Origin of the sequence: Pseudoxanthobacter sp. M-2 (genome assembly GCF_046156265.1) — a bacterium.
Classification (GTDB): Bacteria; Pseudomonadota; Alphaproteobacteria; order Rhizobiales; family Segnochrobactraceae; genus CAMDHY01.
This window is the reverse complement of sequence record NZ_JAWDIR010000002.1, coordinates 151,810-166,927: the sequence shown is the minus strand read 5'-3', so window position 1 is coordinate 166,927 and position 15,118 is coordinate 151,810. Positions and strand designations below refer to the sequence as shown.

Here is a 15,118-nt window from a genome sequence, read left to right as displayed (position 1 = left end):
GCTCCCTCAGATGATCGAGCGGCGGGAGGAGATGCCGCCGTCGACGGTGATGATGGTGCCCGTCGTGTAGGCCGAGCGGTCGGAGGCGAGGAAGAGCACGAGGTCGGCGATCTCGCGCACCGTCGCCGGCCGCTTCAGCGGATAGCGCTCGACGAGTTCGCCGAAGCGCGCCTCGTCGCCGAGCCAGGACTTCGCCCGCTTCTTCAGCATCGCATAGATGCGGTCGGTGTCGACCGGGCCGGGATTGACGCCGACGACGCGGACGCCGTCGTCGAGGCTGTAGCCGCCGAGGGCGCGGGTGAAGGCCATCAGGCTGGCGTTGCCGGTGGTGCCGGCGATGTACTCGGGATCGAAGATCTCGCCGCCGTTGCCGATGTTGTTGACGATGACGCCGGCGCCCTTCGCCTTCATGCGGGCGTAGTAGGCCCGGCAGAGGTTGATGTAGCCGAAGACCTTGAGCTCCCAGCCCTGGCGCCAGCGCGCCTCGTCGACGTCGGCGAGGTTGCCGCTCGGGATGGTACCGGCGTTGTTGACGAGGATGTCGATGTCGCCGGCAGCAGCGACGACGGCCTCGACGGCGCCGTCCTCGGTGAGGTCGAGCGGCTGGATGGTGACCGTGACGGGATAGGCGGCGACGATCTCCTCGCGCAGCGTGGCGAGGCGGTCGCCGGCGCGGGCGACGAGGTGGAGGTCTGAGCCCTCCTCGGCGAACGCCCGGGCGAGGCCCTCGCCGATGCCTTGCGACGCGCCGGTGATCAGCACGCGCCGTCCCGTCAGTCCGAGATCCATCGATCAGCTCTCCGTCGGCTTGCTGCCGGTCTCTTGGGTGGGCCGCGGCGGGAGGCGCCGCGGGTCTGCGGTCAGAACAGCTTGCCGCCGGCGGGGGCCTTGCGGGCCTCGTCGAGGGCGGCCGGCAGCGCCTCGATCAGCGCATCCGCCCAGGCGGCCGGCACGCTGGTCGAGATCTTGACGAAGCGGTGGCCGAAGGCCGGCGTGTGGTAGGCGCCCTGGCGGATCAGGATGTTGCGGCGGGCGAGCGCGGCGCAGATCGCCTCCGGCGACGGGGCGTCCTCGGCCGTCTCGACGACGAGGAAGTTACCGTTCGAGCGCGGGATCGGCACCGACAGGCCCGGCAGGCTCTCGGCGGCCTCGATAATGCGGCGCTGGTTCTCGCGGTTCGCCGCCAGCACGGCGGGGAACCACTCCGCCTTGATGGCGAGGCCGGCGACGGCGGCGCGCTGGGCGATCAGGCTGGAGCCGAGGTTGTTCGGCGGGGCGGCGGCGAGGCGCGCGATCAGCCCGGGATCGCCCACCATCGCGCCCACGCGCAGGCCGGCGAGGCCGAGCCACTTCGAGAACGAGTAGGTGGTGATGGTGCGCTCGGGATAGAGCCGGGCGGCGAGGTGGTGGTCCCAGGCGAAGTCGCGGTAGGTGCAGTCGTGGATGAGGTAGATGCCGCGGGCGCGCAGCACGTCCACGAAGCCCTCGATCTCTTCCGCGGTCGCGGCGGTGCCGAGCGGGTTGTTCGGGTCGACGAGGTAGACGAGGCGGGTCTGCGGGCCGATCGCCTCGGCGAGCCGCTCCGGCGACAGCCGGTAGCCATGTTCGGCGCCGTAGATCGGGATCTGGCGGACCGTTGCGCCGGCCTCGGTGGCGAAGTTCACCGGCCACTTCCACGTCGGGTCGGTGGTGACGAGCTCGTCGCCGGGCGACAGCAGCGTGCGGACGATGTGGTAGAGCGCGGAGACCGCCCCATCGGTGACATGGGCGACGGCGCCGGGCAGGCCGAGGTCGGCGACGATGCCGGCCCTGAGCGCCTCGAGGCCCGAGGGCGGCGCGTAGATCTGGTACTCGCCGGCGGCGATCGAGGCGTGCATCGCCAGCACCACGTCCGGGTGGGCCGGCATGTGGTTGGTGTTCTGCCCCATCCACCTGAGGCCGGGCGTGGCGACCAGCCGGTCGAAATGGCGGTTGCGCTGCTCGAAGCCGGCGACCGGGACGGGCTCGTCGGGGGCGCTGTGCTCCGATCCGGAGGGTGCCGCGCGGGTCGGGATCGCAGCCGTCACGTCGTCCTCCGCGGCAGGTGGGGAAGGTCAGGCATACCAAGAATGCCTCTCCGCATGCCAAGTTTTCATCCGGTCCCGTCCCTGTCAATGCGGTTGATGGGGTCAGGCTGTCGCGGGTCGCGCCGCAGTCCGGGCTGAGCCACGCGTTGCGCGACGAGGTCCGCGGCGTGCGGTGCCGCCAGCGCGTCGAAGCCTCCATTGGCGCTGGCATGCCGGCAGGGCGGGGCGAAGCCGGCGACGGTCGAACGAAGCGGCAGGTGGCCCCGCCCATTCGACAGCGGCGCGGTCCTCCACCATTGTGCGCGACCTTGCGCGCGGCCCGGCGACGCCGGTCGCGGCGCCCCGGCGGCCGGCCCGAACCAGAGGCGTCGGCACGCCTTCGACGACGAGTGGATCCGACACATGAAGCCTCCGAGGAGCGACGGGCTCAGACAGTTGCTCGGGCTCGGTCTCGGCTTCGTCGGCGTGGTGATGTTCGGCGGCACGCTGCCGATGACGAGCCTGGCGCTCCAGGCCTTCGACCCGTGGTTCATCGCGCTCGGCCGCGCGGCGATCGCAGCCGTGCCGGCGGCGCTGCTGCTTCTCCTGTTTCGCCGGCCGTTTCCGCCGCGCGTCGCCCGCGGCTCGCTGGCGATCGCCGCCGCCGGCACGGTGATCGGCTTCCCGGCCTTCTCCGCCTTCGCCCTGCAGACCGTGCCAGCGGCCCACGGCGCCATCGTGCTCGGGCTCCTGCCGCTCGCCACCGCGATCGCCGCCGTCGTCATCAACGGCGAGCGGCCGCGGCGGGCGTTCTGGGCGTGGAGCACGCTCGGGGCCGTGCTGGTGATCGCGATGGCGGTGCGCGACGCCGAGACGGTGCCGGGCTGGGGCGACGTCTTCTTCGTCCTAGCAGGCGCCTCGGCGGCGATCGGCTACGCCCACTACGCCCGCATCGCGCCGTGGGTGAGCGGCTGGGAATCGATCTCGTGGGCGCTGGTGCTGACGACGCCGCTGACCGTCACCGTCTGTGCGATCATCTGGCGACCCGAGTACCTCGACGCGCCAGTCCCGGCGGTGCTCGGGCTGCTCTACACGGCGCTGTTCTCCGTCTTCATCGGCTTCTTCTTCTGGAACGCCGGCATGGCGATCGGCGGGGTGGCGCGGGTTGCACAGGTGCAGCTGATGCAGACCTTCGTCACCATCGCGCTGGCGGCGCTGATCCTCGGCGAGACCGTCGGCCCGGTGACGTGGGCGTTCGCGTTCGCCGTCGCCTTCGTGGTGCTGATGGCCCGCCGCTCGGCCGGGCCGGCACGCTAGGGTTAGGCGCGGCGGTCTGCTATCTCCTCGGTCTGCCGCCTCCCCGCGCCGCCGACTCACACGCCTGAATTCTGCTGGTCCGCTCCCTCCCGTGCTCACGTCCCCGGGTTGCCACGTTCCGTCGTCGAGACCGCGCCTTGTCCGATCACGAAGCCCTTTCGTTGTCGCCCTTCGAGGCGCTCTGCCGAACCGCGAAGGCGCTGTTCGGGGTCGCTGACGCGACCGTGCACCGCGACGGCGCAACGCCGGCAGGGGCGGCGCGGGCCTGCCTGCCCCTCATCGAGCGATGGCAGCGCGGCGATGTCGACCTCGACGCCGGCTGCCTCGTCGTCGAGGACGCTGCGACCGAGGCATGGCTCGCGGGGCATGGCTCGTCGGGGCTCGTCGCCTGTGCGCCGATCGGTGCGGAGGACGATCGAGGCGCCGTCGCGCTCTGCCTCGCCGATCCGCGACCGCGCCGGTTGACTGCCGAGGACCGCGCCCGGCTCGTCGAACTCGCCAGCCTCGCTGCGGCCTTGGTGGAGGCGGAGGCCCGGGCGGTGGCGGCGCGGCAGCAGGCGGACTTCTTCCGGATGATCGCCGAGCACTCCACCGACACCCTGGTCCGCGGCACCCTCGACGGTGTGCGCCTCTACATCTCGCCGGGGGTGCGTACCCTCCTCGGCTACGAGCCGGAGGAGATGACCGGGCGGCGGGCGCTCGAGATCACCCATCCCGACGACGCCGAGACGTTCGCCCGGGTGATGGCCGACATCCGCGCCGGGCGCATCGAGCACGCAACGACGGAGCATCGCCAGCGTCACCGGGACGGTCGCTGGGTGTGGATGGAGGCGCACATCCGCCTCACCCGTGACGGCGCGTCCGGCCAACCGGATGGCTACGTCGTCTCGGTGCGGGACGTCTCGCACCGCAAGGCGACCGAGGCGCGGCTCGAGCACGCGGCCCTGCATGACCCGCTCACCGGTCTCGCCAACCGCACCCTGTTCCGCGACCGGCTGCACCTGGAGATCGCCCGCTGCCGGCGCACCGGCGCGCACTTCGCGCTGTTCTGGCTCGACCTCGACCGCTTCAAGGAGGTCAACGACCGTCTCGGCCACGAGGCCGGCGACACCGTCCTCAAGACCGTCGCCGAGCGCCTGAAGGCGGCGGTGCGGGACGAGGACACGGTGGCGCGCATCGGCGGCGACGAGTTCGTCGTGCTGCGCGCCGCCCGGGAGAGCGAAGGCGCGCCGGCCGCGGCCGCGCTGGCCGCGCGGCTCGCCGCCACCCTCGACGAGCCGGTCGACTGTGCCGGCGTGCCGGTGCGGATCGGTCTCAGCGTCGGCGTATCCCTGACAGAGGTCGAGGGGCTCGAGGCCGATCGCCTGCTGCGCGCGGCGGACCGCGCCCTCTACCGCGCCAAGGACGGCGGCCGCGGCCGCGCCATCATCGCCCGCTGAGCCTACGGTCTCAGCGCGGCGCGCGGCGGTAGGCTGCCGGCGTCACGCCGAAGCGGGAGCGGAACAGGTTGGTCAGGTGGCTCTGGCTGGAGAGCCCGACCTCGTAGGCGATCTCGGCGATCGGGCGGGGGGTCTCCGAGAGCAGGCGGCGGGCGCGGGCGAGCCGCTGGTCGATGACATATTGCAGCGGAGAGCGCCCGAAGCGGGCGCGGAAGGCGGCGAGCAGGGAATGCGGCGTGAGGCCGGCCACCGCCGCCAGTTCCTCGACACTGATCTTGGCCGACAGCCGCGCCTCGACATAGTCGATCAGGGCGGCGGCGGTCTCGTCGGGCAGGCCGGCCGCCGGCGCTGCGGCGACGCCGTCGTAGACGGTCGCGAGATGCAGCGCGACGGCACGGTTGAGGCCGTCGGCGACGGTGGCCGCCGCCGGGTCGGCGGAGCGGGCGAGGACGGCGAGGCGCTCGAGGGTGCGGTAGAGGAACTCGTCGCGGTGCGACAACCGCACGCCGAATTCGACGGGGACAGCGAGCCCCGCCTCGGCGGCGAGACGGTCCATCGTCGCCGCCGGCATCATCCAGACGGCATAGTCGAGGGTGCGGCCCTGGAACATGCCGACGAAGGTGCGGCCGGCCGGCAGGATCGACAGGTCGCCGGTCGCCGGTGTGTAGAGGGCGCTGACGTCGCCCACCTCGATGGCGAAGCGTCCGCCACCACTTCCGAGGTTGACCATCACCGTGTGGTCGCGCTTGACGGCGTTCCACGACCGCTCGCGATCCACCGATTCCCGACGGATGACGACGCGGGCGAGCGGCCAGTCGGCGATGATCTCCTCGCACTGCACGTCGAGCGGGACGGCGCACTCGCCCTCCACGCCGCAACTGTTCGGGATCTCGCCGGCGCGGACGGCATCCGGGGTCACCGGGACCTCAGCGCGCAAGAGATGCAATCGACCGTCGTCCTGCATCGTCGTCCCCACCCTCGCCCCCCGGCCGAGGCCCGTAACGGGAGGAGGTATGACGCGCCGGGGATTTTGCAATGGTTCCACGGAAGGTGAAAGACGGACGGGCAGCAACCATGTGAAGGTTGGTTCGTCAGCTGCTCCGCCAGAGCGCGCCGTTTCGGCGCTGCCGTGGCAGCAGCGGCCCTTGTCGTGCCGCCCGCATCGACCCCCCGCCGTGCGGGCGCGGCACCCCGTCCACCCTGCTTCAGGGAGCCTTCCGATGATCACGCTTACCGTCAACGGCGTCGCGCACGAGCTGGACGTGCCACCCGACATGCCGCTGCTCTGGGCGCTGCGCGACACGCTCGCCATGACCGGCACCAAGTTCGGCTGCGGCCAGGCGCTCTGCGGCGCCTGCACCGTCCACCTCGACGGCACCGCCGTCCGCTCCTGTCAGACCCCCGTTGGCGACGCCGCCGGCGGCCAGATCGTCACCATCGAGGGGGCGAACGGCAAGGTCGCCGAGGCGGTGCAGGCCTCCTGGCGCGAACTCGACGTCGTGCAGTGCGGCTACTGCCAGTCCGGCCAGATCATGTCGGCGATCGCGCTGCTGTCCGAGAACACCAAGCCGACTGACGACGACATCGACGCGGCCATGGACGGCAATATCTGCCGCTGCGGCACCTACCAGCGCATCCGGGCGGCGATCCACGACGCCGCCGGCAAGCTCGCGTGAGGAGAACGGCCATGCTTCGCACCGACCTGCCCGTCAATCCGCTGATGCCCCGCCCCGCCACCCGTGGCGCCTCCCGCCGCGACTTCCTGAAGGGTGCCGCGACCGTTACCGGCGCCTTCGTGCTGGCGACCTTCGTGCCGCTCGGCCGCGGCCCGCTCGCCCAGGAGGCGGCCGCTGGCGGCCCGCCGGCCGGCATCTTCGAGCCCAACGTCTTCCTGAAGATCGCACCCGACAACACCGTCACGGTGCTGATCAAGCACTTCGAGATGGGCCAGGGCATCACCACCGGCCTCAGCACGCTCGTCGCCGAGGAGCTCGACGCCGACTGGGGCCAGATGCGCTACGAGATGGCGCCCGCCAACCCCGCCCTCTACGCGAACCTGTTCTTCGGCACCTACATGGGCACCGGCGGCTCGACCTCGACCGCCAACTCGTGGACGCAGATGCGCAAGGTCGGCGCTGCCGCCCGCGCCATGCTGGTCGCCGCCGCGGCCAAGCAGTGGAACGTTCCGGCCGGCGAGATCACCGTCGCGAAGGGCACGCTCACCCATGCGTCCGGCAAGACGGCGACCTTCGGCGACCTCGCCGGCGCCGCGATGGCCGAGGCCGTGCCCGCCGATCCGGCCCTGAAGACGCCCGACCAGTGGACGCTGATCGGCACGCGCCTGCCCCGCCTCGACAGCTTTGCGAAGACGAACGGCACGGCGGTCTACGGCCTCGACATCCGCCGGCCGGGCATGCTGGTGGCGGTGATCCGCCGGCCGGACCGCTTCGGCGGCATCGTGAAGTCGTTCGACGCCACGGCGGCGAAGGCGGTTGCCGGCGTCGTCGACGTCGTGCAGATCCCGACCGGCGTCGCGGTCATCGCGAAGGACACCTGGTCGGCGATGAAGGGCCGCGAGGCGCTCACCGTCGAGTGGGATGACGCCAAGGCCGAGACGCGCTCGACCGACGCGATCTTCGCGAGCTACCGCGAGGAGCTGAAGAAGACCGGGCTTCCCGCCGACACCCGCGGCGACGCGGCGGCGGGCATCGCCGGGGCGGCCAAGACGACGACGGCCGAGTTCACCTTCCCCTACCTCGCCCACGCGCCGATGGAGCCGATGAACGGCGTCATCCAGCTGACCGACGAAGGGGCGGAGATCTGGTCCGGCAGCCAGTTCCCGAGCATCGACCTCTATGTCACCTCGGCCGTCCTCGGCATCAAGCCGGAGCAGGTGAAGATCAACATCCTGATCTCCGGCGGCAGCTTCGGCCGGCGCGCCGTGCCGAACGCCGACTGGACCTTCGAGCTCGCGGCGGTCGCCAAGGCGTTCGGCCGGAGGGACCCGGTCCAACTGGTGTGGACGCGCGAGGACGACATCAAGGGCGGCTACTACCGGCCGATGTTCCTGCACGCGGTCGAGGCCGGCGTGACGGCGGACGGCAAGATCGCCGGCTGGCGCCACAAGGTGATCGGCAAGTCGATCTTCCTCGGCACCGCCATGGAGCAGATGGTGGTGCACGACGGCGTCGACGACACCAGCGTCGAGGGCGTCAAGGACAGCCCCTACAAGATCCCGCACTTCGCGGTCGAGGCCTACAACCCGACCTCCGAGGTGCCGGTTCTGTGGTGGCGCTCGGTCGGCAACACCCACACCGCCCAGGTGATGGAGACGATGATGGACGAACTCGCGACCATGGCCGGTCGCGACGCCGTCGAGTTCCGCCTGGAGCTCCTCTCCGAGCATCCGCGCATGGCGGACGTCCTGAAGCTCGCCGCCGAGAAGGGCGACTGGGGCAAGCCGATGCCGGCCGGCAAGGGCCGCGGCATCGCCGTGCACGAGAGCTTCGGCACGCGGGTCGCCATGGTCGCCGAGGTGACGGTGGACGGGGCGGACATCAAGGTCGATCGCATCGTCGCCGCCGTCGACTGCGGCATCGCGGTGAACCCCGACATCATCGCGGCGCAGGTGGAAGGCTCCGTCGGCTTCGCGCTGTCCTCGGTGCTGCGCAACGCCATCACGCTGACCGACGGCATCGTCGACCAGTCGAACTTCGACGGCTTCGAGCCGACCCGCATGTCGGAGATGCCGAAGGTCGAGGTGCACATCGCCAAGGTCGACGCGCCGCCGTCCGGCATCGGCGAGCCGGCGGTGCCGCTACTCGCGCCGGCGATCGGCAACGCGGTGTTCCAGGCGACCGGCAAGCGCCTGCGCTCGCTGCCCTTCGACCTGGGCACGGTCGGCTGAGGCTGGGAGGGACGGGCGGGCCGATCGGTCCGCCTTCCTGCTGAAACAAGAACGGGCGGGCCGCGATGGCCCGCCCGTTTCTGCTTGTTCGCGGTGCTCCGCTCAGAGCTCGAATTCGAGGGCCTGCTGCACCTTGATGGCGGTGCGGCCGTCGTTGTCGATGATGGTGCCGATGCCGCGGCCGTCCTCGATCTCGACGTTCTTCGGTGCCCTGAGCACGACGCGGAAGGTCTCGTCGCCCTCGACCTTCAGGTCGCCGAGGATGCCGACCTTGATGGTCTTCTCCGTCTCGCCCGGCGCGAACTTCACCCGCCCGGTCTTGACGACGAAGTCGTCGCCGTCGGCCGTCTCGCCGACGATCTTGTAGTCGACCTTCACCTTCTCGTCGCTGGCATGCGACAGCGTCACGTCGAACTCGGCCTTCGACTTCTGCGGCTTCGTGCCGTCGGGCCAGTCGAACATCAGGTCCTTCAGGCCCTCGAGCTTGTTCTCATGCACGCTCGTCCAGTCGTCCTTGAGGATGCCACCGGTGTCGCCGGAGTTGGGGTTCCACGACCACCACGTCCAGCTGATGCCGGGATCCCTGGCGCCGGCGTCGCGGTCGCCGTCGGCGTCGAAGTCGCCCGACAGGTAGGCGGTGATCTTCTCGAACCAGGCGATGTCCTTCGGGTCGGTGAGGCGGCTGCCGAACTCGCCGAGCATCACCGGGCCGATCTTCTGCTCGTGGATGTAGCCCCAGAACTCCTTGAACTTGGCGGTCAGGTTGTCCGGGAAATCCTTGTCGGAGAACCACGGCTGCTCGTAGATCGAGTTCGGGTAGTCGTGCGGCGAGTAGACGACCTTGCCGTCCTGCTTGAGGTCGATCGGCCGCTCGGCGACGCCCTTGAGGTTGCCGCCCCACCAGTAGTAGTCGCCGTCCTCGTTGGCGACGCCCTCGACGAAGATCAGCCAGTCCTTGTTGACGGAGTGGATGGCGTCGCCGGCGCGCTCGGCGGCGGCCGCCCAGTCCTTCGCCCCGCCGCCGCCCCAGGAGGCGGCGTGCGGCTCGTTGTGCAGGTCGGCACCGATCACCGCGGTGTCGCCGGCGTAGCGGTCGGCGAGCATCTTCCAGGTGTCGATCCAGTCGGCCTCGCTGTGCTTCGCGTCGTACCAGAGCCCGTTTTCCGAGGCGCCGGCGCCGGCGGTCGGGCGGTGGTGGTCGAGGATCACCTTGAGGCCGATCTCGCCGGCGTATTCGATGACGCGGTCCATGATCTCGAGGCCGGTGAGGCCGCGGAGCTCCGGATTGAGATCGTAGTTGATGCCGCTCGGCATCGCCCCGTCGAACAGGTCCTGGGAGAACGGCAGCCGGATGGTGTTGAAGCCGAGCTCCCCCATCTGGTCCATCATGTCCTCGAGATTGCGGGCATGCAGCCCGTCCGGCGCGAAGCGGCCGGACTCGAGGCCGAACCAGTTGACGCCGGCGATCTTCACCGTGTTGCCGGCCTCGTCGACGATGCGGTTGCCCTCGGTGGAGAGGGCGCCGACGGGTCCGGTGGTGCCGACGACGTCGCGCTCGACGACGCTGGCGTCGCCGATCGAGACGGTCGGTTGCGTCGCCAGGGGGCCGGTCGCCGCGGCCTTGTCTCCGGCGGCGGCAGCGATCGCGTAGGCGTCGGCGATCGTCGCGCCGACGGGGCCGGCGAGGGTCAGCGACAGCACGTCGAGGTCCTCGGCCGAGGGCGTGACGAGAACCGTCTTCTCGGTCTCGCCCGGCGCGAAGGTGAGCGTGCCGGCGGTCGAGAGATAGTCGTGGCCGAGGATGGCGCTGCCGCCCTCGGTGGCGAAGCCGACCTTCACCGTCTCGTCCGACGGCGCCGACAGCGACACCGTGAACGACGCGACGGAGACGCCGTCGGCGCCGTCGACGATCAGCGCATCCTCGACCGAGATCGCCGGCGGGGCATCCTCAACCACGACGGTCTCGCCATTGACGGTCAGGCCGGCGGGCTCGCCGATCGGGCCGGTGTGGGCGCTCTCGAAGCCGAAGGTGACGGTCTCGCCGGGGGCGAGGCGGCTCGCCCAGTCCGGGGCGCTGACCGTGTAACGGTCGTCGTCGCGGCTGACGAGCGTGCCGTTCCAGATGTTCGTAATATCGAACGGAGCATCGAAGCCGACCGTCCACCCGTTGGCGGCCCGGTCGCCCGTGTTGGTGATCGACATCGACCCGACGAACCCGGTGGACCAGCGATCGTCGACGGCGAATGTTATAGAATAACCCAAGATTGAACCTCGTCAGCGTCATGGGTTACTTGCCGGCGTGCGCCATTCACGCCCCGTCGGCAAGCAGTGCCGGCGGAACTAGCCTCGGATCGTGTCGGCTTCGGGATGCGATCGGCGCGGAAGTGTGGCGGGGCGCCGCAATTCGAGCGCAATGCGTGCGCCCCACGAGGCGGCGGCTCGGCTCAGCGGGAGAGCGCCCGGGTCGCCTCGTCGAGGCCATCCAGCGTCATCGGATACATCCGGCCACCCACAAGATCCCGGATCATGCCCACCGAGTGGGTGTAGGCCCAGTGGCGCTCGGGCAGCGGATTGATCCAGGCGAGCCTCGGGAAGGCGCGCGTCAGGCGCTGCAGCCAGACGGCGCCGGCCTCGGCATTCCAGTGCTCCACCGCCCCGCCGGGATGGCTGATCTCGTAGGGGGACATCGACGCGTCGCCGACCACGACGACGCGGGTGTCGGGGGGAAAGGTGCGCAGCACCTCGGCGGTCGGCGTCTGCTCGCTGCGCCGCCGCCGATTTGATTTCCACAGGCCCTCGTAGAGGCAGTTGTGGAAGTAGTAGTGCTCGAGGTGCTTGAACTCCGAGCGGGCGGCGGAAAACAACTCCTCGACGACGCGCACGTGGTCGTCCATCGAGCCGCCGATATCGAGCAGCAGCAGCACCTTCACGGCATTGTGACGCTCCGGCCGCATGCGCACGTCGAGGAAGGCGCGCCGCGCCGTGGCGCCAATGGTGCCCTCGAGGTCGAGCTCCTCGGCCGCGCCGGTGCGGGCGAAGCGGCGCAGCCGCCGAAGCGCGATCTTGATCGCCCGCGTGCCGATCTCGACCGTATCGTCGAGGTCCTTGAACTCGCGCTTCTCCCACACCTTCACGGCCCGGCGCTGGCTGCCCGGCCCGCCGATGCGGATGCCTTCCGGGTTGTAGCCGCCATGGCCGAAGGGCGAGGTGCCGCCGGTGCCGATCCACTTCGAGCCGCCCTGGTGGCGGCCCTTCTGCTCGGCGAGGCGCTCCTTCAGCGTCTCGAGGAGCTTCTCGAGCCCGCCGAGGGCGGCGATCTTCGCCTTGTCCTCCTCGGAGAGCCAGCGCTCGGTGAGCTTGAGGAGCCATTCCGTCGGCACCTCCGCCTCGATCGCCTCCGGCAGGGTGTCGAGCCCCTTGAAGACGTGGGCGAAGACGCGGTCGAACTTGTCGACGCGCGTCTCGTCCTTGACGAGGCAGGTGCGCGCCAGGAAGTAGAAATCCTCGACCCCTTTCCCGGCGAGGTCGGCCTCGGTGGCCTCAAGCAGCGTCAGGTACTCGGTGATCGACACCGGCAGCCCGGCGGCACGCAGTTCGCCGAGGAAGGTGATGAACATGAGGGCCGTGCGCTCCGGATGACGGGCGGATGGTAGGCCAGCCCGTCGGCCGGGTGAAGCCGAGTCCCACCTTGGTGCGGATGACGCGTTTCCGACATTCCGGCTTGCCGCCGCCCGCGCGACGCGCTTCCCTGTGGTCGGGCGACGAGATCGGGCCGCGTCGAACGAACCGGCGGGCCGACGGGGGAGGGCTTCAGCATGCGCCATCGGGTGCGCCGGACGTCGGCCGCGGCAGTGGCCGTCGCGTTTTCGCTCGCCGCCCTCGCGGCCGCGCCCCTCGCCCACGCCGCCGACACGCTCCCGGATCCCGGCGTCGACCGCTCGCTCGCCACCAGGGACGACACCGTCGTCAAGGTGCGGCGGTCGTCGAAAAAGGCGCCGGTGGAGATTGGCGGCTACAAGGTGTCGGGCGCCCTCGCCTACGCCTTCGGCAAGAAGGCCGACTTCCTCTACGTGCCGCCGGTGATCAAGGCGAAGCCGGGGGAGGCGCTGCGCTTCAAGCTCGTCAACGAGATCGACGCTCCGCCCTCGAACGTCACGGCCGGCGAGCTCGAAGGCGAGCAGATGATGGTGCCGACCGACCTCAACATGCACACGCACGGGCTGATCACCAGTCCGTGCTCGGGCAAGAAGCAGGGCGACAACATCTTCCTCACCATCCAGTCCGGGGCGCTGGCGAAGCAGAGCGACGCCCACGCCGGACATGGTGGGCACGGAGGGCACGCCGGCCACGGTGGCCACGGCGCGGCGGCGGCCGGCGATGACATCGAACCCCAGGCGAAGAGCGAGTGCGGCAAGGGCCAGCTCGTCACCCTGAAAGGCTCGGCCGACTACCGCATCGGCGTCAAGGACAACGGCCAGAGCGGGATGTTCTGGTTCCACCCGCACATCCACGGCTTCTCGCAGAAGATGGTCAACGCCGGCCTCTCCGGCGGCATCCAGATCGGCTCGCTCTGCGACGGCAAGCACCTGATGCCGTCCGACCAGGAGAGGCTCTGCAAGAACGGCAGCCCGCAGATCCGCGAGCGCTTCATGCTGCTCAAGGACGTGCAGCTGACCAAGATCGACGAGAAGGCGAAGACGGCCGAGCTGCGCCCCTACGACATCTTCCTCGGTTGCTCGGGGCAGGGGAAGCCGATCGACTATTCGAAGGTGAAGGGCGGCTGCAAGATCAATGGCGCGGCCGGCAAGGACACCGACCTCTGGCTGTTCCTCGTCAACGGCGCCCGCTACCCGACGGTCGAGATGAAGCCGGGGGCGCAGGAGATCTGGCGGATCGCCAACATCGGCGCCAACGCCTCCTATGACCTCGTGCTGCTGGACGAGGACGGCAACAAGACCGACTTCCAGGTGATCAACATCGACGGCAACTATGTCGCGAAGTCGGTGACGAAGGGCTCGCTCCTGATGATGCCGGGGACCCGCGCCGACATCGTCGTCTCCTCCGGCCGCATCGACGGCAAGGGCAAGCTGCAGCCGTTCAAAAAGGACAAGACCTTCCAGTTCGTGCAGCGCCAGGTGCTGTCGGGTACCTCGACCTTCCCGGCGGTGGCGCTGGCGAAGGTGGTGATGAAGGGCGACCCGCAGGCGAAGGCCACCGAGATGGCGGAGTTCGGCCTCGACCCGGCGACGGCGGAGGCGCGCATCGCCACCCTGATGGCAGACGACGCCGTCGGCCCGGTCGGCAAGAAGCACAAGCGCCCGGAGGCCTGCAAGAACAAGAAGGGTCTGGGAAACCCCACGGTCGTCTTCAAGGACGGCACCGTCATGGGCCCGGACGAGGATCACAGCCAGAGCAGCGGCCAGACGGCGGTGATCCCGCTGCGCTTCGGCAACTCACCCAACTTCGACAAGTTCTTCATCAACACGAACGGCCAGGGCGCCAAGGCGTTCGACATGGAGCGCATCAACCTGTGCATCGAGAAGGGTGCGACGGTGCGCTTCGAGGTCGAGAATTCCTCTCCAATCTTCCACAACCTGCACATCCACCAGTCGCGCTTCATCGTCGAGAAGGTGAAGTACGAGACCGGCGGGCCGGACGAGCGCCCGAACCGGGTGATGGCCGGCTTCTTCAAGGACGTGAAGGCGAGCGGCGAGATGGTGCCGGTCGAGCGTGACACGGCGCCCCTTCCGGCGAACGGCAAGGTGGTGGTGAAGGTGAAGTTCCCCGAGCAGGGCCGCTTCGTCTACCACTGCCACATCCTCATCCACGAGGACCTCGGCATGATGCAGGTGGCCGAGGTGTTCCCGTCGGAGGAGTGAGGGCCGCAACGGCGGACACGCCGAAGGCGCCGGGAGACGCGGCGCGGGGGGCGCCTCCCTTGGCCACGGCTCGCGCGTCGAACTGGCGTCGGCCGCCCTAGAAGGGGAGCGGCTCGGTGCCTGCCGCCCTGATGATATCCGCCAGTTCCTGCATCGTCTCGCAGGCGTACTGACGGTAGCCCATCAGCGTCATCGACGACAGGTAGCCATGGGCGATCTGGGACGGCGGCGGCTCCAGCGGTCCCTGCACCTTCTTCGCATCGAACCAGACCTTCGACCCATCGTGGGTGGTGATGAAGGTGAAGCTCGGGTGCCCGGCCTTGATGGCGGGTCCGACCGTGTCGATCGATTCACGGACGATCTGCGTCTCCGCCCAGTCTATCCGCGTGCCGCCCGGATGATCTTCACCGGCGATGGTTCGCCGGGCACGCACGACATGGGCGGCGGAAATCTGGACCGGAGCACCGTCCGGGCGCGTGAAAGTGGGCATGTCTGCAACCCCCTGGCTGAGGGGAAACAGTGCATCGCTCG

Annotated in this window: 11 protein-coding genes; 5 read left to right on the top strand and 6 right to left on the bottom strand. The window is 70.0% G+C overall.

All coding sequences use genetic code 11. The features are described from left to right. Window positions 1-6: 6 nt before the first annotated feature. On the bottom strand, window positions 7-789 hold the full coding sequence (locus tag RUR49_RS01725; RefSeq protein ID WP_409144604.1) for an SDR family oxidoreductase: 783 nt from the start codon (window positions 787-789) through the stop codon (window positions 7-9). A gap of 71 nt (window positions 790-860) precedes the next feature. Beyond that, window positions 861-2,066 (bottom strand): pyridoxal phosphate-dependent aminotransferase, encoded by a 1,206-nt coding sequence (locus tag RUR49_RS01720; protein ID WP_409144603.1) that lies wholly within the window; start codon window positions 2,064-2,066, stop codon window positions 861-863. Window positions 2,067-2,468: 402 nt separating this feature from the next. Here RUR49_RS01720 and RUR49_RS01715 point away from each other — a divergent pair, with 402 nt between their 5' ends. Continuing rightward, window positions 2,469-3,362 (top strand): DMT family transporter, encoded by an 894-nt coding sequence (locus tag RUR49_RS01715; protein ID WP_409144602.1) that lies wholly within the window; start codon window positions 2,469-2,471, stop codon window positions 3,360-3,362. Between the two features lie 137 nt (window positions 3,363-3,499). After that, a complete protein-coding gene (locus tag RUR49_RS01710) occupies window positions 3,500-4,801 on the top strand; it encodes a diguanylate cyclase domain-containing protein (RefSeq protein WP_409144601.1) in 1,302 nt (433 codons plus the stop codon). Window positions 4,802-4,811: 10 nt separating this feature from the next. On the opposite strand, the gene RUR49_RS01705 is transcribed toward RUR49_RS01710, so the two are convergent. Next, entirely contained in the window at window positions 4,812-5,720 is a 909-nt protein-coding gene (locus RUR49_RS01705) for a helix-turn-helix domain-containing protein (RefSeq protein WP_409144600.1), read from the bottom strand. 301 nt (window positions 5,721-6,021) lie between these two features. On the opposite strand from RUR49_RS01705, the gene RUR49_RS01700 reads away from it, so the two are divergent. Together RUR49_RS01700 and RUR49_RS01695 are read left to right on the top strand one after the other, a co-directional pair. Next, window positions 6,022-6,477, top strand: a complete 456-nt coding sequence (locus RUR49_RS01700; RefSeq protein ID WP_409144599.1) for a (2Fe-2S)-binding protein — start codon at window positions 6,022-6,024, stop codon at window positions 6,475-6,477. Between the two features lie 11 nt (window positions 6,478-6,488). Next, on the top strand, window positions 6,489-8,708 hold the full coding sequence (locus RUR49_RS01695; RefSeq protein WP_409144598.1) for a molybdopterin cofactor-binding domain-containing protein: 2,220 nt from the start codon (window positions 6,489-6,491) through the stop codon (window positions 8,706-8,708). Between the two features lie 102 nt (window positions 8,709-8,810). On the opposite strand, the gene RUR49_RS01690 is transcribed toward RUR49_RS01695, so the two are convergent. Both RUR49_RS01690 and RUR49_RS01685 read right to left on the bottom strand, forming a co-directional pair. Further along, a complete protein-coding gene (locus tag RUR49_RS01690) occupies window positions 8,811-10,970 on the bottom strand; it encodes a cellulase family glycosylhydrolase (RefSeq protein ID WP_409144597.1) in 2,160 nt (719 codons plus the stop codon). Between the two features lie 182 nt (window positions 10,971-11,152). Then, window positions 11,153-12,325 (bottom strand): vWA domain-containing protein, encoded by a 1,173-nt coding sequence (locus RUR49_RS01685; RefSeq protein WP_409144596.1) that lies wholly within the window; start codon window positions 12,323-12,325, stop codon window positions 11,153-11,155. A 198-nt stretch (window positions 12,326-12,523) separates the two neighbouring features. On the opposite strand from RUR49_RS01685, the gene RUR49_RS01680 reads away from it, so the two are divergent. Then, window positions 12,524-14,587: a multicopper oxidase family protein gene (locus RUR49_RS01680; protein ID WP_409144595.1), complete on the top strand. Its 2,064-nt coding sequence runs from the start codon at window positions 12,524-12,526 to the stop codon at window positions 14,585-14,587. A 97-nt stretch (window positions 14,588-14,684) separates the two neighbouring features. On the opposite strand, the gene RUR49_RS01675 is transcribed toward RUR49_RS01680, so the two are convergent. Next, window positions 14,685-15,077: a hypothetical protein gene (locus RUR49_RS01675; RefSeq protein WP_409144594.1), complete on the bottom strand. Its 393-nt coding sequence runs from the start codon at window positions 15,075-15,077 to the stop codon at window positions 14,685-14,687. Between the last annotated feature and the right edge of the window lie 41 nt (window positions 15,078-15,118).

Excerpts from the sequence above, each read along its gene's own strand:
- RUR49_RS01695 (WP_409144598.1), top strand. The coding sequence starts at position 6,489 with ATGCTTCGCACCGACCTGCCCGTCAATCCGCTGATGCCCCGCCCCGCC.
- RUR49_RS01715 (WP_409144602.1), top strand. The coding sequence starts at position 2,469 with ATGAAGCCTCCGAGGAGCGACGGGCTCAGACAGTTGCTCGGGCTCGGT.
- RUR49_RS01685 (WP_409144596.1), bottom strand. The coding sequence starts at position 12,325 with ATGTTCATCACCTTCCTCGGCGAACTGCGTGCCGCCGGGCTGCCGGTG.
- RUR49_RS01680 (WP_409144595.1), top strand. The coding sequence starts at position 12,524 with ATGCGCCATCGGGTGCGCCGGACGTCGGCCGCGGCAGTGGCCGTCGCG.
- RUR49_RS01725 (WP_409144604.1), bottom strand. The coding sequence starts at position 789 with ATGGATCTCGGACTGACGGGACGGCGCGTGCTGATCACCGGCGCGTCG.
- RUR49_RS01700 (WP_409144599.1), top strand. The coding sequence starts at position 6,022 with ATGATCACGCTTACCGTCAACGGCGTCGCGCACGAGCTGGACGTGCCA.
- RUR49_RS01675 (WP_409144594.1), bottom strand. The coding sequence starts at position 15,077 with ATGCCCACTTTCACGCGCCCGGACGGTGCTCCGGTCCAGATTTCCGCC.